Here is a 16719-nt window from a genome sequence, read left to right as displayed (position 1 = left end):
ACATGAATTTTTAAAAAGTCAAGGGCAACCAAAAGGACAGTCCTTATTGTACAAGGACTATCCTTTATATAAAAATTTATTTTTTTATTTGTTTCAACCGCCACTCTTCAATTTTTTTATGATCTCCGGACAATAAAACTTTCGGCACCTGATATTTTTTATTAAGAAATTTAAAAATTTCCGGACGGGTGTAGACCGGTACGCCGATGCCTAAACGTTTTTCTTCAAGCGATTCAGTCTTTCCTAAAACTCCGGGGATTTGCCGCGCCACAGCATCCACCAAAACCATGGCCGGCAGTTCGCCACCAGTCAAAACGTACGGACCAATAGAAATTTCCGAAAATTCAAAACCTAACTCTTTAATAATTTTTTTCACGCGCTCGTCCACGCCTTCGTAGTGGCCACAAATTAAAATTAGACGATCATATTTTTTTGCGAACTCGGCCGCCACCGTATTATCAAACTGTTTTCCTCCGGCGGAAAACAAAATCACTCTTGTTTTTTTATTTTTCTTCATCGCGCGGAGTGCCTTGGCGAACGGCTCAACTTTTAAAACCATCCCCGGCCCGCCGCCGTACGGCTTGTCGTCAACCGTTTTGCGCTTATCAGAAGTCCACTTCCGTAAATCATGGATATTTATTTTTATCAATTTCTTTTTTTGTCCGCGCGAAATTATGCTCTCGGAGAAATAAGAGGAAAAAATTTTTGGAAAAATTGTGATGATATCAAATTGAAGCATATTTAAATTGTATTATCTCTTGGCCCGTCTGTCGAGTTTTCAGAATAAAGGGCATGCGCCCTGTGTTGGCTGCGCTCGCTCGGAAATGAAAAAAATTTTTCATTTCTCTCACTCACTTGCCAATAAAATAACACACCAACTTGTGGTGTGTTATTTTTATATATTGATGTTTTAGATTTTCAAGTCTTCAACATCTGCGTCAACATCGGAAGAAGGAGCCGGGCCTCTTCGATTCATCCGTGAACCTTCCGGTTCGTAGATTTTCAAATTGACTCTGGCTTTTTCCTTCGCGCCGACGATCTTCAATAGAGTTCTGATTGAGCGAGCGGTTTGACCCTGCTTGCCGATCACATAACCCATATCTTCCGGATGAATTTTGAGAGTGATTAAAACTCCCATTTCGTCGACCGTTCTTTCGGTCTTAACGTCTTCCGGATGATTGACGATCTGTTTCACGATGTATTCAACGAACTCTTGATCTTTTTCTGCCATACGTTTCTTTTCTTGTTTAATGTTCAGAAAATAGCTACTTTGCTGTTCGACCATGCACAGAAGAGCTATTTATATTATTACAATAACATTTTTTTCAAAAATTGTCAACCCTTACGCCTTTGCCTCTTCTGATTTCGTTTCCTCGGCCGGGGCTTCTAGTTTCTCTTCAACCTTGGTCGCTTCTTCTGTCTTCCCTTCCTCTGCAGAGGCTTCAATTTTCACCTCTTCAACTGGCGCCTCAGCCTTTGGCTCTTCTTTTTTTTCTTCGGCGACGGTTTCAGTTTTTGGCTCTTCGGGTTTTGCCGCTTCAGTCTGTGCTTCAGCTTTGGGAACCGCCGGAGCTGCTTCGCTGGCTTTTTTACTTTCCGCCGCCTTAGCCGCGCGCCGTTTGCTGATTTTCACCATTCGAACTTTCGGCGCGTTTATCACTCCCTGATTAACTAAAATATTGTTTACGGTTTCAGAAAGTTTAGCGCCCTTTCCTATCCAATATTTTAATCTTTCTTCTTTAAGATCAACTAGCTTGGCTTCCTTTTTTGGATAATAATGTCCGAGGATTTCTAAATATTTTCCCCAGGGATCTTTGCTTTTTTCCGAAACAATCACGCGATAGCTGGGCTGGGCGCTTTTGCCCGTGCGAGATAGTCTAATCATTAACATAATTTTATAAAAACAATTAATTACTTAATTACTCATTTACCTTTCTGCGGGCCGTAATTGGGTAATTAAGTAATTGGGTAATTTTGATTATACTGCCATCTTGCCTCATAGCCAATTACTTGTCAATATTTACCGTCCTCTCGGCCTGCTCCAAATTCAAACTCAGAAGCCTTGAAACGCCGTCCGCTTCCATGGTCACGCCATAGAGAATATTCGCTTTCTGCATCGTAGCGCGATTATGGGTGATTAAAATAAATTGGGTTTTATCCGTCAACTCGTCAAAAACATTGGCAAAGCGGATTGAATTTGATTCATCAAGCGCCGCGTCAACTTCATCTAAAACAACGAATGGCGCGGGGTTCTGGGAAATAATTGCCGAGAGAAGCGCGATGGAAGTCAGCGCTCGTTCGCCGCCGGAGAGCATTCCAATTCCTTTTAGCCGTTTTCCTGGCGGAGTGGCCTCCACTTCAATTCCAGCGATAAATTCTTCGCCTTTCTTTTTCTTTTCTTCAACCGGCGCTTCTTCTCCTTCGGCTACTGCTTCATCTTCATCAACTTTAATTTCTTTTTTTAAAATCAATTGCGCCTTGCCGCCGCCGAACAAAATTTTAAAATATTTTTCAAACTCATCATTAATTTTTCCAAAAGCCGTATCAAATTGTTTTTTAATAATTCCGTCCAATTCGCCGATTACTTTCATTAGAGAATCTATCGCCCCGCGCAAATCGGCAATCTGGGTTTTTAAAAATTCGTAACGCTCGCTTGATTCCTTATATTCTTTTTCCGTTTCGGGATCAATACCGCCAATTAATTCCAGCTGATGTTTAAATTTAAAAATTTTCTCGTGCCAATCCGGCTCAAACCCAGCTGGCTCGCCAAGTTCCGCCGGATCACCGACTTCCTGCCTAATTTCCCGTTCCAAATCTTCGCGCCGCGCCGCGGCTCCGGCAGTTTCCACTTGAATCGCGTTTATTTCCGAAGACAACATATAGAGCTCGTGCTGTTTTAACTGAAGATTTCTCTGCAATTCAAAAAAACTTCGCCGTTCGGCTTCCTGCTCACGGTTGAAATTTTCAATTTTTACCTGAACCTCGGTCAGGGCGCGATTTATATTTTCAATTTCTCCGACAATTTTTTCCAATTCCTTGGGAAGAGCCGGATCAATTTTCGCTGCTTCTTTTTTCGCCGGCTCGCGTTTCAGTTTAGCAAAAAAATCCGCAAATTCTTTTCGCAAACCTTCCGCTTCCTTTTTTAAATCAATTAGGGCGCTCGTGTCTTCCGCCTTAACTAATTTTTTAACAAAATTTTCATAATTTTTAAATAAATCTTCCACTGTCATTTCAATTTCATTGGCTGGCATAGCCATTGGCCGGACAAGTTCCGCATGCTCGGCAAGCGCCATCTTATTTTTTATCATCATATCCCGCTCGCGCAAACGATTTTTTTCTTCAAACAATTTTTCGTATTCGCTCTGAAGTCTCCGGAAAACGTCCGAAGTCGGCTGCTCTTTTTCCATTGTTTTTAATTTTCCTTCGGCCTCACCAACTTCTCCTTCCAATTTTTTCTTTTCCTCCAAAAGCGGCGCGACGCGCGTTTCCTCATTTTTCATTTTGCCGTTCAATTCTTTCCAAAGATGGCTATAGTATTTTTTCTGTAAATTTTTTAATTCAGCCTCAACCTGGCTTCGCTCAGCCAAACGCTTCATTTGCCGCGTCAAAGATTTCACCCGCGGTTCAATTTCCGCGAAAAGAATTTCCGCCTGGCGCAAATTTTCCTCGCTAGCTTTTAATTTATTCAAAGCCTGGTCCCGCTTCATCTGGTATTGTTCCACGCCAGTTGCTTCATCAAAAAATTCTTTGCGTTCAGCCGGCGTTGCCAAAAGCATAGCGTCGACCATTCCCTGGCCGATAATGGCGTAAGTCTTTTGACCAAAATTAGATTGCGCCAAAAGTAAAAGAACATCGGAAAGTCGGACCTTGCTTTTATTTATCAAGTATTCACTCTCGCCGCTCCGATAAACTCGGCGGGTCAAAACCACTTCGCGAAAATCAATCGGCGCGGAACCGTCTTCATTATTTAAATACAATGAAACTTCCGCGAATCCCATGCGCGGCTTTTTGGGCGATCCGGAAAAAATCACGTCTTCCGATTTTTTCCCGCGGAGCAATTTCAAACTCTGCTCGCCCAAGACCCAGCGGACGGCGTCGGCAACGTTTGATTTTCCAGAACCGTTGGGACCCACAATCGCGGCAATGCTTTTCCCGCCCTTGTCTTTCGGGGTAAACTCCAAAACTGTCTTATTGGCAAAAGACTTAAATCCTTGAATTTCTAGTTTCTGTAGATACATATTGATATATTCTACAATTTAAGTATATCTTTGACAAGATTTCGTGATAGTATTAAGATAGGTTATTCATAAATTTCTATTATGTCACAACGTACCGAACAATTTGAAGAATTGATTATCCGCGATCTTGGCGAGTTTTTCTTGCGAGAAGTGGAATTTCCGCTTGAATGCCTAGTTACAATTACCCGGGCCAAAGTCTCGGACGATCTAAAATACGCCACGGTCTGGCTTTCGGTTTTGCCGGAAAAATTCACGGGAACCTGCCTTGCGATTGCCGGCCGAGCCGCCCGCGAATTTCAAAAAAAATTATTTAGAAAAATGAATACAAAATTCGTCCCAAAAATAAATTTTAAAATCGACATCACGGAAAAAAAGGCCGAAGTGGTGGAAAATTTGATTAACCAAGTCAAAGATGAACTTTCATAAATATTGCCTGAGCATGTCGAAGGCCGACCCTTTGATTTCGCCGTGCTTCGTTCAGGGCGTAAACTTACTACTTCTAAACTCAAATGAACCAGATATTAATTAATAAATTAGAGCAGCTGATTTTAGCCGCCCAAAAAATCTTAGTCATGGTCCATCAAAAACCGGACGGAGACGCGCTTGGCTCTGGTTTGGCTTTTTCCGAATTTTTAGATACACTCGGAAAAACCAATGATTTTTTTGCCTTGGGGCCAATCTCAAGTTCCGCCGACTTTCTTCCCAGCCGGAAAAAAATTAAAAGTAATTATAACGAAATTACTCTCTCTGATTATGGTTTGATTATAATTTTGGACTGCGGCGACTTAAAACAGACAGGAATTGAAACGGAAATTCGCGCTCTTTCTCCCGCCTTGCCAATCATTAATATTGACCACCACAGAACAAACGAAACTTTCGGAGTGCTTAATATTTTGGATCCGGAATCTTCTTCCACGGCAGAGATTGTTTTTTCCCTTTTTGAACAATTAAATTTCTCATTTAGCAAAGACGCGGCCACCCTGCTTTTGACTGGCTTAATTACCGACACGGCCAACTTCAGCAATCCTGCCACAACTTTTTCCTCTCTTGAAGCCGCCGGAAAACTTTTGGCTCGGGGAGCAAGGCTTGGGGAAATTTCTTCCAATGTTTTGCAAAATAAATCCTTGGATGTTTTAAAATTTTGGGGAGTAATTTTATCCCGCCTCACGGAAAATAAAGAATTGGGCATTGTTACGACCGTGATTACCCAAGAAGACTTGGAGTTGGCCAATCTGGACGAGGAAGCGCTTGAAGGCGTGACAAATTTTTTAAATAATTTAAAAGGCGCAAAAATGGTTTTGGTTTTGAAAGCCCTGGAAGATGGAAAAATTAAGGGAAGTTTTCGAACAACTGTCCCGGGAATTGATGTTTCTCGGCTCGCCAAAACTTTTGGTGGGGGAGGACATGCAAAAGCGGCTGGATTTACCATTCCAGGAAAATTGGTTAAAATAGAGGGAGGATGGAGGATAGAATAACAATTAACTATTTACTATGAGCCGAGAATTTTTTAGACCAATCATTTCTGAAGAGGAGAACAAGGGATTGAAAACCCTATACGACGAAGCAGTAACTAAATATGAGGCGGCGCTCGGCGTTCCGCCGCCAGAAGACTGGACGACCGAACAAATTGCTGAAGCCACGGATAAAAAAACCGCGCATCAAGATAAGATTCTCGCCGAAATACATAAACCAAGCGGCCTAAAAAGCAGGAGACTTGGTCGCCCGAACAGGCGCGGCCATCGCCGAGGGCTCAAACCGGTAAAACATCGCGAAGCAGCTTAAATTTTAAAACTTAAAATAAAAACATGACGACAAAAAATAACGACCTAAATTATCAACATCTCATCCCGACCGTAATTGAAAAATCAACATACGGCGAGCGGGCTTATGATATTTATTCAAGACTTTTGAAAGACCGTATTGTTTTTTTGGGCGACACGGTTGATGACGGAGTGGCAAACACAATCATTGCCCAGCTTTTATTTTTAGAAAGCCAGGACAAAGAAAAAGATATTAAGCTGTATATCAATAGCCCAGGCGGATCAGTGACCGCGGGACTTGCGATTTATGACACAATTCAATACATCAAGCCTGATGTTTCCACAATTTGTGTTGGCTTGGCCGCGAGCATGGCCGCGACGCTTCTGGCCTCCGGCACAAAAGGAAAAAGATTTGTTCTGCCAAACTCGGAAATTTTAATTCACCAAGTAATGGGCGGGGCGGAAGGACAGGCGATTGATATTAAAATTCGGGCAGAAAGAATTTTGCGAATTAAAGATCGCTTGAATGATATTTTAGCCAAACACACCAGCCAACCGCTCGCGAAGATTGAGAAGGATACAGACCGCGATTATTTTATGACCGCGGACGAGGCATTAAAATACGGGATAGTAGATAAAATAATCAAAAAATAAATATAAGAGAGCAAAAAACGGCCCCTTACGGCCGTTTTTGTTATTACATAAAAACATCTCTTTTTTCTTTAAAATAAACTCTTTTTAACTATTTTGTCAACAGCTCTTGACAAAATATTTCTTTTATTCTATAATAAAAAGCTGCATAATCAGACGATTGTGCGGTAAAACAGAAAACAACCCTAAACAAGGAGGAAAGAGAAATGAGCGCGAAGCTCCATGCTTGGCTGAAGGGGATCTCCCCAGAAGCCCGCACCGACCCCTTCGAGATGGCAGTCGTTCAGGGCATGGCCGCTCAGGAAGCAGTCTCCTCGGCTCTGAGGGACTTCGTCACTGCCGAGCCCGAGACCCCTTCCTGGCTCGTCCAGTGGGCGACCAAGCTCACCGACGACGAGACCAGAAGGATCACGGCGAAGCGAGACGAGGAGCAGAGGATCCTCCGCTCTTACGCGGAGAGGGTCCTCGACGACGACCCGGCCAGGTGGTCCGACATCGAAAGGAAACGAGCGGAGACACTCGGACGGCGACTCGCGGCCGCGAACCTGGTCTTGAGGGCGCGGGACGAGGCGGTGGGGGGGCAGACCGTGGCCACCTTTCTCCCCACCGAGACCAAGAAGGCCGCCTCGACGGCAGCCTGACAGCTCTGGCGGGTGACGCAAAGTTTCTTCGGAAACTGAAACGTCACCCGCCTCTTTTTTTATTTTGCCTTTCCGCGAAGGCGGAAAAACGAAAAGTTGTTGAACGAGCGATAGCGAGCGAACTCCGCTCAAAAGAGGATTCCAAAGGAGGATGTTCCTTTGGTCGGAGAGCGGAATATTTGTTCCCGCCCGACGAGACTTCTTTTATTTAAATCTTGACAAAGGCTAATAATTTTAGTATTTTAAATTGTATGCCGTGAAAGGAGGAAACATGGCAATAAGGACACTTGGCGTCCCTTGCCCGGGCGGCATCGCCGCAGCCATGGCTTGGGTTCTTGGCAAAGCCTGCGAGAACGAACACGATGTCCCCAAACGAGTAAGCGAGCTTCTGCGCTTCCCAAAGCAAAGCCGAGCAACTTGCCCCTGCGGCTGCCACGACTACACTGGAGAAGCAAGCCGCTGTCCAAACTGCGAAGAACCTCTTTTTCGCTGAACAGCCCCTACGCCTTGCGACTACATATCGCGGGCGTTTTTATTTAAAAAATCACCCCCTGTGGATATTTTGTGGATTTCCTGCTTTCCTGTTGACAACAAAACTAATTTTGTTTAAACTTACGAAAGAAAACTAGATTAATTTTTTATAACTTACCATGCAACTCAACTCAAAAACTCTGCAAAAAAACACTATTGAGCTGGAAATCGAAGTTCCAGTTGAAGAATTAAAAACTTTTTTAGATAAGGCGGCAACAATCCTTGCTCTTGAAGTAAAAATTGACGGCTTCCGGCCGGAAAAAGTTCCTTTTGATGTTCTAGTAAAACATGTCGGAGAAATGACAATTTATGAAAAAGCTGCGGAACTGGCCGTGAAAAAAACTTACGCCAAAATTGTAAAAGACGAAAATTTGGAAACGCTTGGCTCCCCGGAAATTTCTGTTGTAAAACTCGCGCCGGGCAATTCCTTGATTTACAAAGCCAAGGTTTCCCTTCTCCCCCATATTAAACTTGGTGATTATCATAAAATAAAAATTTCCCGCAAAAAAAGCGAAGTTCCGGAAGAAAAAGTTGACGCGGCACTCCACGATTTGCAAAAAATGCAGACTAAAGAAGTCCTGGTCAGTCATCCAATTAGGAAAGGCGACAAGGTTGTTTTAGATATGGAGATGTTTCTTGATAAAGTGCCTCTTGAGGCCGGCCAAACAAAAGATCACGCTGTTTATATGGCCGAATCATACTATGTCCCGGGCTTGACTGATCAACTGCTCGGCCTTTCCGCCGGTGATTGCAAAGAATTTTCTCTGCCTTTTCCCAAAGAACATTACCAAAAAAATATTGCCGGGAAAAATGTCGATTTTAAAGTAAAAATCATTTCCGTTTTTGAACTCCAACCGCCAGCTCTGGATGACGCTTTCGCCAAAACTCTGGGGCAGGGGTCATTTGATGATTTAAAAAACATAATTCGCAAAAATTTGCTCGCAGAAATGGAAAACCAGGAAGAGGCGCACCTCGAAGAAGAAATTTTAAAGCAGGTTGTGGCCGAAGCGCGTATTGAAGACATCCCTGAACTACTCATTAATTCCGAGGCCCACAAAATGGTCCATGAATTGGAAGATTCTTTGGCTGAACGAGGAGTTAATTTTGAAGATTATTTAAAAAATATCAAAAAAACTGAAAATCAATTAATGTTGGAGCTTGCGCCGCGGGCCGTGGAACGGATAAAAACCGCGCTCGCGATTAAAGAAATTGCCGCCGCGGAAAAAATAGAAGCGACAACCGCGGAAATTGATGAAGAAGTAGCTAAGCTGCGCGAAGCTTACAAAAATGAACCTGATCTTTTGGACAGAGTCCAGTCAGATGAGTCAAAACAATATCTTGGAAACATCATTAAAAATCGCAAAGCCGTAAAATTACTCAAAGATTTAGCCACAAGATAATGCGCCTCGCAATAATTTCTGACAGCCACGACAACATCCCAAACATGGAAAAAGCGCTTACATGGATAAACCAAAATAATGTCGAATTAATTATCCACTGCGGAGATTTGGCCGCGCCATCGATGTTAGCTGAAATTATTGCGCCAAAATTTTCCGGAGAGTTCCATTTTGTCCACGGAAACGTTGGCGATCCGGAACTTTTAGAAAAAATTGCCAAAGATTTTTCCAATGTTACGGCCCACGGCGAGGTCGGCCAAATTGAGTTAGATAACAGAAAAATTTCTTTTACTCATTTCCCGGAAAAAGCGCTTGAGTTAGCCAAAAAAGACGAGCTTGACCTTGTTTTTTACGGCCACACTCATAAACCCTGGGAAGAAAAAATCGGCAGAACACGGCTTGTAAACCCGGGAACTTTGGCTGGGATGTTTTATCGGGCGACCTTCGCAGTTTACGACACGAAATCTGACAAACTAGAACTAAAAATTTTAGAAAGAATTTAAAAAATATCTTTAATTTAAAAAATTATGTCCACAAAAAGAACCTATCAACCAAAAAAACGCCACCGAAAAAAGGTGCACGGGTTTTTAAAAAGAATGTCCTCGCCCGGCGGCCGAAAAGTCTTAAAAAGAAGAAAGGCCAGAGGAAGAAAAAAATTGACTGTTTAAAAATTTTCAAAACCATGTTACCCAAACCCCACCGCTTATTATCTGAAAAGGATTTTCAAAAAATCTGGAAAAGGGGACGGTCTTTTTATACTAAAATGCTCGGTTTTAAACTTTTAGAAAATAGCCTGACCGTTTCCCGTTTCGGAATTGTGATCGGAACAAAAATTTCCAAACTTGCCACAGTTCGAAACCGGACAAAAAGGCAGATCCGGGAAATAATCCGGGAAAAAATTAAAAAAATCGCTCCAGGATACGACCTTGTTATTACAGTTCTGCCCGCAACACTCGGAAAAACCTACGATGAGCTAAAAAAAGATGTAATTTCCGGCCTCAACCACTTTAACCTTATAAACAAATGACTTTTGTCGCCTTCGCAGCCAGAAAAACCGTCTTGAAAGTCATAAAGGTTTACCAAAAAACGCTTTCTTTTGACCATGGATTCTTTTCATTTCTATTTCCTAATGGTTTTTGTCGTTTTCACCCGACTTGTTCTGAATATGGCTACGCGGCAATAGAAAAATACGGCATTTTCCGAGGAGGAACCAAGGCTTTTTGGAGGGTATTACGCTGTAACCCGTTTTCCAAAGGAGGTTTTGACCCCTTGAAGTAACAAATGATTATCTTAATTTTTTCGTAAGAAATTTTCAAAACAGTTTTCCCCAAGTAATCAACACCTTATTCACTTTTCGCCTCTTTTCACCCTATTTTAGCACTTCTATATCTATGATATATTAGAAAAGGTGATTGCCAGACCATAATTCTTCTCCTTATGACTAACCAACAACTTTGGCAGGCGGTTCTAGGTGAGCTGGAACTAAACCTCACAAAAGCCAATTTTACCACTTGGTTTAAAAATACCGCGATCTCTTTTATTGATGGAGAAAAGATTACGGTCGGCGTACCCAACACTTTTACCAAAGCGTGGTTGGAAAATAAATATCATCAATCAATTTTAAAAACTTTACAAAAAATTGTCGGCGGACACGTCAAAGAAATAATTTATCGCGTGGAAGCAGTCAAGCCCCAGACACAAAAAATGGATGTCCCCGTGGCAATAGGACAGGCCCTAACGGAAAAACCAAAAACCGCGACCGAAGCTCCGAGCAACCACTTTGGTTTAAACCCCAAATACACTTTTCCTAATTTCGTTGTTGGAAAAAACAATGAGCTCGCTCACGCCGCGGCTCAAGCTGTCTCAAAAAATCCGGGCAAGAGCACGTACAACCCGCTTTTTATTTATGGCGGCGTGGGGCTCGGCAAAACTCATCTTCTTCAGGGAATCGGCCATTCCCTTTTGGAAGCCGATTCAAATAAAAAAGTTCTTTACACCACCAGCGAAAAGTTTACCAACGATTATATTCAGGCCATAAGATCCAGGACCACAGAAAAATTTAAACAAACTTATCGCACACCAGACCTGCTCTTAATTGATGACGTGCAATTTATGGCGGCTAAAGACGGAACGCAGCAAGAATTTTTTCATACCTTCAACGACCTGCACCAAGCCGACAAACAAATCGTGATGACTTCCGATCGCCCGCCCAAAGCAATCCCCGCGCTGGAACAACGATTAATCTCCCGTTTCGAATGGGGGATGATCGCGGATATTTCGCAACCGGATTATGAAACGCGCATCGCCATTTTAAAAGCAAAATGCTCAGAGAAAGGCCTCGTTCTAGATCAAAAAATTATTGATCACATTGCTCTTATCATCCAAAACAATATCAGGGAATTGGAAGGCGCTTTAAATAAAATTATTGCCTACGAGCAATTTCAGCATGCTCCCTTAACACTTGACCTGGTAAAAAGAATCCTTGTCTCTCACGTAATTTCCGGGAAAAAATCCGCTACGCCAAAACAATTAATAAACATCGTGGCGGAATTTTACGACCTAAAGCTTGATGAACTTTTGGGGCAATCCCGCGAAAAGCGTTTGGCTTTTCCCCGCCAGATTGTAATGTATTTGATGCGCAAAGAACTTGAAAGCTCTTATCCCGCGATCGGCCAGGAGCTCGGCGGCCGCGACCACACAACCGCGATGCACGCTTTTGAAAAAATCACTCGCGAGGTGGAAACAAGCGACAGACTAAAACAAGAAATCGAACAAATAAAACAAAGATTATACAACTAAAAAATAAAAATGTTATCCTCTTTTCCTGTGGAAAAGCCTGTGCCAAAAAATTGATAAGCTGGGAACAAAAAGTTCAAAAAAATTTGATCAAAAAAATTCCGCGCCAAGAGTCCACAACAACAAAAAATTTCTCCACACCCCAAAAAGCGAAAAAAATCTTTCAACAAAAAGGTTTTAGAAAAATTATCCACAAAAATCAAAACGCTTGTTATTATTATATATAAATATTTAAAACAAAATTGATATTGATATGAAACTTTCTTGCACTCAAGAAAATTTAAATCGTGGTCTTCTAATTTCAAGCCACATCGCGAGTAAAAACGTTAATCTGCCCATTTTAAACAATGTTTTATTTCGCGCCGAGGGTGGAGTAATCACACTTATCGCGACAAATCTTGAGATAGGTATTAGGTGTGAGGTGAGGGGCAAGATTGAATCCGAGGGGGCGATTACTCTTCCGGCAAAACTCTTTGCTGACTATGTGAGTTCTTTGCCCAAGGATAAAATTGATCTTGATCTACAAGATCAAACATTGGAAATTAAATGTAAAAATTATGAAACCCGCCTCCGCGGCGCGGCCACGAGCGAGTTTCCTCTAATTCCCGAGGTGGCGAAAGAGGCGCCCTACAGCCTAGATGTGGGGAAATTTCATGAAGCGGTAAATCAGGTGGTTTTTGCCACTTCCACAAACGAAATCAGGCCGGAAATCAGCGGTATTTTAATGCATTTTGATGGAGCGGGAATGAAAGTCGTGGTAGCGGCAACAGATAGTTACAGGTTGGCGGAAAAAATTTTGGCTTTGGCGGGAAAGGAAAATGAAAATTCCCGCGATGTAATTGTTCCTGCCCGGACTATGCAAGAAGTCTTGCGGATTTTATCCGTTTTCCGGGACAGCGAAGATCCAGAAGCGCCGAACGTCGTGAAAATTTATCTCGCAGAAAATCAAATAATGTTTTCTTTAAACGGCGTGGATTTAGTTTCCCGCGTGATTGATGGACAATATCCGGACTATAAGCAAATTATTCCGGCGAGTTATGAAACAAGGGCGACCTTTAACCGCAACGAATTGATGAGGGTGGTAAAAACGGCCAGTCTCTTTGCCAAGCCTGGAATTTTTGATGTCACGTTTTCTCTTAAGCCGGGAAAAGAAAAAACTGGAGAATTAGTTTTGTCTTCAGCTAATTCACAATTCGGCGAAAACACGGTAAAGCTTGAAGCGGAAGTGGAAGGGAAGGAAAATGAAATTACTTTGAATTATAGATATCTTTTGGACGGGCTTGGAGCAATGGAGACAGAAGAAGTGGCCTTGGAATTAACTTCCGGCGAAAATCCGTGTCTCTTGCGGCCAAAGGTGGAAACAGTAGATTATCTTTATATCGTCATGCCGATTAAAAAATAGTTGAGTAACCGGTAATTAGTAATTAAAAAACAAAAAACATCCGGCGAAGTGCCGGGTGTTTTTGAATCTCAAAATAAGTTAACTGAGAAAAGTAGAAATTAAATTACCGACAAAATAGGAAGCGATAACGACCACAGCGGCGATCAGGAGATGTTCGCTGATTACTTTCCATGGCGCGATTTTTCCCGAACGGGCAATAAAGAAATTTGCAATGGTTAAAATTATAAAACCCCAAATTACGGAAATTATCGTCGCGGTTTTTAAATCGAAGATAAATACAGGAATGGCAAAAGTCATGGCAAAGAAAAATTTGGCAAAAAATGTGGCAAAAGTTGATTGCCAAACTTCGCTGTGGGTATGATTGTTTTCCGCCTCTTCGGAAACATGGATTCCTAGGGCGTCGGAAAAAGCGTCAGCTATAGCAATTGTTAGAATTCCCCCAAGCACGGCCAGGCGCGAGGAAGTTCCGGCAGCAAGACCGACTAAAAGGCCAAGAGTGGTGATAATTCCCGAGGTCAGGCCAAAGCTCAAACCGGTTTTTAGAGAAGAGTTGAGCATAATGTTTCAATTACCCAATTACTACTAGTTACCTAATTACTGGTTCATAAAGCGTAACTCGTGGTAATTAAGTAATTGGGTAATTATGAAAATATTTCTTTTAAGAGTGTATTTATATATTCCATTCCCGGATCGCCGGTTAAAACCACATCAAAAGTTTTTTTGAAATTTTCCAGGTTGGCGTCGACTTCTTCATTTAAAAATCCAATTTTCAAAAGGTTTTTATAGTCAAACCCTTCCACCATTCCGACGTCGTCTAAGCTGTCTCCCAGAAGAAGCACATTGTGCCGATTTTTTATTTCTCCAAATACTGGAAAATCTTTTAAAGTGACTTCGTATTTATTAAGAGAATGAATTAATGGTTCTTTGATGCCAATCATTTTGCCGTCGGCGTCGAAGTCAAAGAACGTGGCAATGATATGAACATTATTATAAAGCCGGCCAACTTGGTCTAGATACATCGCGACCATATCGCCCGGCGCGGCAGACATTATGATGAGCGGAATACTTCGTTCGTGCAAAAAATCAATAAACTCCATCGCTCCCTCGCGAAACTTTAAAGTTTTTTGCCCCACAATTTCTTTTAAGACTTGTTTTGTAAGCCCGCACTCGGCGAGCAATTTAAAATGTTCGCTCCACCATTCGTGCATCGCGGCCGATTTTTCCTCGCGGGAAATTTTTGGATCAAGTTCAATTGGATGATATCTATCAAAAAGGGCATGGGCTCTCGGGGCGTAATCCGGCGTCAAATATTTTCCGTTTCGGATTTGGGCAATCACGCTCGGCGACTTTTGTCCGTCCACAAACGCTTTGACTAAAGTTCTGTCAAAGTCAGAAAGGGCATGAAGATTCTCCGGCCCATCTTCTCGAATGGCGGACTTTAGTCTTTCTAAATTTTCTGGGCTAGAGGTTATATTATTTTGCATAAGCCGTGTTTTCTGTCCCGAGCCGAAGGCGAGAGCGCAGCATGGCGAGGAGCGGAATGAAATGAGCACCGCAGAGTTAATTTGCAATTTGCACCACTTAAATAAAACGAGTTTGTCGCCTAAATTGAAAAAACCAGAAACCGATAGTAGTAAAATTCACAAAATATTAAATAGACTGGTCCACACCTAAATTAATCTATATGAGTAAGTTTATGTACTACAAATATTGAAAGAAGAATCCCGACTATCGATAAGATGATATGGGCATAGGTTTCATTAAGTAATTGGATACGGTCCATTATTGTCCAAAGACTTCTGAAAACTAACACTGTTGAAAAAATCAAAATAACTTCTAAAATAATGTGTTTACTTTTTTTCATAAAGATAATTAAATATTGATTACCTATTTCAATTTTTTTTATTTAAAAAATTCATGAGAAAGAAGAATTAAGTAACTCCTTTACAAAAACTACGGCGACAAACTCTTAATACTAAAACTGAATAACCAACTCTTTAGCAAATTCCAAATTAATTTCACATAATGTCGCGATTAAGAGAAGTTTGCGAAGCAAATTTGGGAAAAATCTGCAAGATTTTTCCTCTTAATCGCTGTTATGTGTTTTTTCTGCAAGAAAAAATCGCGGAGTGAAACGGAGCGACAGTATGACGCAGGGCGGACACACTATATTTTAAAAATTGTGAGAGAATTATATCTTCAAAACTTTTTCTTTTCTTTTTCCAAATAAATCCCAAAATAGTTTATACTTTTGATTCTTCATATCCAACGCAAGAGTCCAAATAGTTTTTATTCCTGGGAAATTTTGACAAGTGTACGAATTTGGAGTTCCAAGAACTGTGATTATATCTGAAAACAGGAATTTACTTTTCTTGAAATTTATTTTTTGAAGCGTTTCATAATATCTAATAAATGTGTTGTGATAGGGAACTTTTTTCAACACAAAATCTTCATTTGCTAATTCAGTATCAACATAATGGTTTGTTTGGATTAAAACATCCTCTTTAGGATAAATTATTTTAAATTTTTTGGATGTGTGCTCAACTACCACCATATTTCCATTTTTATCTGCAATAAAAAAGTTTTTAGGACCACATAAAGGGACTTTTTCAAAAACTTTTATTGCTTCTTCAGTTGTTGAGCAGGTTTCAGCAATGAGTTTAGTCATGTGAATACAATTTAATCCATAAGACCAGTCATCACTATACGCAAATGTTAATCCAATAAACAAACCATTATCATTTATGGCATCATCTACGTTATAAAATAAGTTCTCTTTTTTAGTTCCTGCTTCAGCTCCATATGCCATGTCTGTTACTGCAATAAATGAATTTCTTTTAGGATTGTTAAACTTATACGCTTCAAAAAATTTCTCAGTCCCTGGAATCCAATCGTAATTTCTTCCAATAAAAATTCCATTTTTGTTATTAACCCCAAAAATAGTACAAGCTTTATCCAAATTAAGCTTATTAGTTATCAATAAAATTTCGTTGCAGATAAATTGATAAATTAATTTGTCTTTGTCAAAATTTCCTGCTTCGGCCATTGCTTCTAATTCCTGAAGTATCTCTGGATAATATTTTTTATAGACTCTAAGTTGGTTTTCATAAATTTTGGGATTTATTTTTACATTCTTAAAAGACATTCTATTCTTGGAATATATTTTTCCCTGTTGTTTCCCTAGTTCTGAAAAATCGCCTGAAAAAGTTTTGATATCCATAATAATATGATTAGACTTTAAGAAGTATATAAATATTTTTCTCGCAAATCAATCTGTGTCCGCCCGAGTAATATTGCACATAA

The 16719-nt window shown here is 41.0% G+C and carries 20 protein-coding genes; 13 read left to right on the top strand and 7 right to left on the bottom strand.

The window, feature by feature from the left end; genetic code table 11:
* Nucleotides 1-76: 76 nt before the first annotated feature.
* The 4 genes from trmD to WC445_03200 form a co-directional block, all read right to left on the bottom strand.
* Nucleotides 77-739, bottom strand: a complete 663-nt coding sequence (gene trmD, locus WC445_03215) for a tRNA (guanosine(37)-N1)-methyltransferase TrmD (GenBank protein MFA5128954.1) — start codon at nt 737-739, stop codon at nt 77-79.
* A gap of 171 nt (nt 740-910) precedes the next feature.
* Complete coding sequence (locus tag WC445_03210; GenBank protein MFA5128953.1) at nt 911-1285, bottom strand: KH domain-containing protein; 375 nt, start codon at nt 1283-1285, stop codon at nt 911-913.
* A gap of 57 nt (nt 1286-1342) precedes the next feature.
* On the bottom strand, nt 1343-1891 hold the full coding sequence (gene rpsP, locus WC445_03205) for a 30S ribosomal protein S16 (protein MFA5128952.1): 549 nt from the start codon (nt 1889-1891) through the stop codon (nt 1343-1345).
* Between the two features lie 115 nt (nt 1892-2006).
* On the bottom strand, nt 2007-4238 hold the full coding sequence (locus tag WC445_03200; GenBank protein MFA5128951.1) for an AAA family ATPase: 2232 nt from the start codon (nt 4236-4238) through the stop codon (nt 2007-2009).
* Between the two features lie 81 nt (nt 4239-4319).
* Here WC445_03200 and WC445_03195 point away from each other — a divergent pair, with 81 nt between their 5' ends.
* The 13 genes from WC445_03195 (at nt 4320) to dnaN (ending at nt 13416) form a co-directional block, all read left to right on the top strand.
* Nucleotides 4320-4664: a ribosome-binding factor A gene (locus WC445_03195; GenBank protein MFA5128950.1), complete on the top strand. Its 345-nt coding sequence runs from the start codon at nt 4320-4322 to the stop codon at nt 4662-4664.
* 83 nt (nt 4665-4747) lie between these two features.
* On the top strand, nt 4748-5713 hold the full coding sequence (locus WC445_03190; protein MFA5128949.1) for a bifunctional oligoribonuclease/PAP phosphatase NrnA: 966 nt from the start codon (nt 4748-4750) through the stop codon (nt 5711-5713).
* Nucleotides 5714-5729: 16 nt separating this feature from the next.
* The gene (locus tag WC445_03185; GenBank protein MFA5128948.1) at nt 5730-6020 is read left to right on the top strand and encodes a hypothetical protein; all 291 of its coding nucleotides are present in this window, start codon (nt 5730-5732) and stop codon (nt 6018-6020) included.
* Between the two features lie 23 nt (nt 6021-6043).
* Entirely contained in the window at nt 6044-6652 is a 609-nt protein-coding gene (gene clpP / locus WC445_03180; protein ID MFA5128947.1) for an ATP-dependent Clp endopeptidase proteolytic subunit ClpP, read from the top strand.
* Nucleotides 6653-6855: 203 nt separating this feature from the next.
* On the top strand, nt 6856-7290 hold the full coding sequence (locus WC445_03175; GenBank protein ID MFA5128946.1) for a hypothetical protein: 435 nt from the start codon (nt 6856-6858) through the stop codon (nt 7288-7290).
* 271 nt (nt 7291-7561) lie between these two features.
* Nucleotides 7562-7783 (top strand): hypothetical protein, encoded by a 222-nt coding sequence (locus WC445_03170; GenBank protein ID MFA5128945.1) that lies wholly within the window; start codon nt 7562-7564, stop codon nt 7781-7783.
* A gap of 157 nt (nt 7784-7940) precedes the next feature.
* Nucleotides 7941-9221 (top strand): trigger factor, encoded by a 1281-nt coding sequence (gene tig, locus WC445_03165; GenBank protein ID MFA5128944.1) that lies wholly within the window; start codon nt 7941-7943, stop codon nt 9219-9221.
* Nucleotides 9221-9721 (top strand): metallophosphoesterase family protein, encoded by a 501-nt coding sequence (locus WC445_03160; GenBank protein ID MFA5128943.1) that lies wholly within the window; start codon nt 9221-9223, stop codon nt 9719-9721. Before tig ends, WC445_03160 begins: the two co-directional genes overlap by 1 nt.
* A gap of 24 nt (nt 9722-9745) precedes the next feature.
* Nucleotides 9746-9886: a 50S ribosomal protein L34 gene (gene rpmH / locus WC445_03155; GenBank protein MFA5128942.1), complete on the top strand. Its 141-nt coding sequence runs from the start codon at nt 9746-9748 to the stop codon at nt 9884-9886.
* Nucleotides 9887-9900: 14 nt separating this feature from the next.
* Nucleotides 9901-10245, top strand: coding sequence for a ribonuclease P protein component (gene rnpA, locus WC445_03150; protein ID MFA5128941.1), 345 nt, complete (start codon nt 9901-9903; stop codon nt 10243-10245).
* Complete coding sequence (gene yidD, locus WC445_03145) at nt 10242-10496, top strand: membrane protein insertion efficiency factor YidD (GenBank protein ID MFA5128940.1); 255 nt, start codon at nt 10242-10244, stop codon at nt 10494-10496. Before rnpA ends, yidD begins: the two co-directional genes overlap by 4 nt.
* 159 nt (nt 10497-10655) lie before the next feature.
* Complete coding sequence (gene dnaA, locus WC445_03140) at nt 10656-12017, top strand: chromosomal replication initiator protein DnaA (GenBank protein MFA5128939.1); 1362 nt, start codon at nt 10656-10658, stop codon at nt 12015-12017.
* 250 nt (nt 12018-12267) lie between these two features.
* Nucleotides 12268-13416: a DNA polymerase III subunit beta gene (gene dnaN / locus WC445_03135; protein ID MFA5128938.1), complete on the top strand. Its 1149-nt coding sequence runs from the start codon at nt 12268-12270 to the stop codon at nt 13414-13416.
* A 78-nt stretch (nt 13417-13494) separates the two neighbouring features.
* Here dnaN and WC445_03130 read toward each other — a convergent pair whose 3' ends face one another.
* From WC445_03130 to WC445_03120, 3 genes are all read right to left on the bottom strand, one after another.
* Complete coding sequence (locus tag WC445_03130; protein MFA5128937.1) at nt 13495-13974, bottom strand: VIT1/CCC1 transporter family protein; 480 nt, start codon at nt 13972-13974, stop codon at nt 13495-13497.
* A gap of 83 nt (nt 13975-14057) precedes the next feature.
* Nucleotides 14058-14900, bottom strand: coding sequence for a haloacid dehalogenase-like hydrolase (locus WC445_03125; protein ID MFA5128936.1), 843 nt, complete (start codon nt 14898-14900; stop codon nt 14058-14060).
* Between the two features lie 707 nt (nt 14901-15607).
* Entirely contained in the window at nt 15608-16636 is a 1029-nt protein-coding gene (locus tag WC445_03120; GenBank protein ID MFA5128935.1) for a C45 family peptidase, read from the bottom strand.
* Nucleotides 16637-16719 lie beyond the last annotated feature (83 nt).

It is taken from the genome of Patescibacteria group bacterium, assembly GCA_041650995.1.
In the GTDB taxonomy this organism is placed as follows: domain Bacteria; phylum Patescibacteriota; class Patescibacteriia; order XYB2-FULL-38-15; family XYB2-FULL-38-15; genus JAHIRI01.
This window is presented reverse-complemented; position numbering and strand designations above follow the sequence as displayed.

Excerpts from the sequence above, each read along its gene's own strand:
- trmD (MFA5128954.1), bottom strand. The coding sequence starts at position 739 with ATGCTTCAATTTGATATCATCACAATTTTTCCAAAAATTTTTTCCTCT.
- WC445_03210 (MFA5128953.1), bottom strand. The coding sequence starts at position 1,285 with ATGGTCGAACAGCAAAGTAGCTATTTTCTGAACATTAAACAAGAAAAG.
- rpsP (MFA5128952.1), bottom strand. The coding sequence starts at position 1,891 with ATGTTAATGATTAGACTATCTCGCACGGGCAAAAGCGCCCAGCCCAGC.
- WC445_03200 (MFA5128951.1), bottom strand. The coding sequence starts at position 4,238 with ATGTATCTACAGAAACTAGAAATTCAAGGATTTAAGTCTTTTGCCAAT.
- WC445_03195 (MFA5128950.1), top strand. The coding sequence starts at position 4,320 with ATGTCACAACGTACCGAACAATTTGAAGAATTGATTATCCGCGATCTT.
- WC445_03190 (MFA5128949.1), top strand. The coding sequence starts at position 4,748 with ATGAACCAGATATTAATTAATAAATTAGAGCAGCTGATTTTAGCCGCC.
- WC445_03185 (MFA5128948.1), top strand. The coding sequence starts at position 5,730 with ATGAGCCGAGAATTTTTTAGACCAATCATTTCTGAAGAGGAGAACAAG.
- clpP (MFA5128947.1), top strand. The coding sequence starts at position 6,044 with ATGACGACAAAAAATAACGACCTAAATTATCAACATCTCATCCCGACC.
- WC445_03175 (MFA5128946.1), top strand. The coding sequence starts at position 6,856 with ATGAGCGCGAAGCTCCATGCTTGGCTGAAGGGGATCTCCCCAGAAGCC.
- WC445_03170 (MFA5128945.1), top strand. The coding sequence starts at position 7,562 with ATGGCAATAAGGACACTTGGCGTCCCTTGCCCGGGCGGCATCGCCGCA.
- tig (MFA5128944.1), top strand. The coding sequence starts at position 7,941 with ATGCAACTCAACTCAAAAACTCTGCAAAAAAACACTATTGAGCTGGAA.
- WC445_03160 (MFA5128943.1), top strand. The coding sequence starts at position 9,221 with ATGCGCCTCGCAATAATTTCTGACAGCCACGACAACATCCCAAACATG.
- rpmH (MFA5128942.1), top strand. The coding sequence starts at position 9,746 with ATGTCCACAAAAAGAACCTATCAACCAAAAAAACGCCACCGAAAAAAG.
- rnpA (MFA5128941.1), top strand. The coding sequence starts at position 9,901 with ATGTTACCCAAACCCCACCGCTTATTATCTGAAAAGGATTTTCAAAAA.
- yidD (MFA5128940.1), top strand. The coding sequence starts at position 10,242 with ATGACTTTTGTCGCCTTCGCAGCCAGAAAAACCGTCTTGAAAGTCATA.
- dnaA (MFA5128939.1), top strand. The coding sequence starts at position 10,656 with ATGACTAACCAACAACTTTGGCAGGCGGTTCTAGGTGAGCTGGAACTA.
- dnaN (MFA5128938.1), top strand. The coding sequence starts at position 12,268 with ATGAAACTTTCTTGCACTCAAGAAAATTTAAATCGTGGTCTTCTAATT.
- WC445_03130 (MFA5128937.1), bottom strand. The coding sequence starts at position 13,974 with ATGCTCAACTCTTCTCTAAAAACCGGTTTGAGCTTTGGCCTGACCTCG.
- WC445_03125 (MFA5128936.1), bottom strand. The coding sequence starts at position 14,900 with ATGCAAAATAATATAACCTCTAGCCCAGAAAATTTAGAAAGACTAAAG.
- WC445_03120 (MFA5128935.1), bottom strand. The coding sequence starts at position 16,636 with ATGGATATCAAAACTTTTTCAGGCGATTTTTCAGAACTAGGGAAACAA.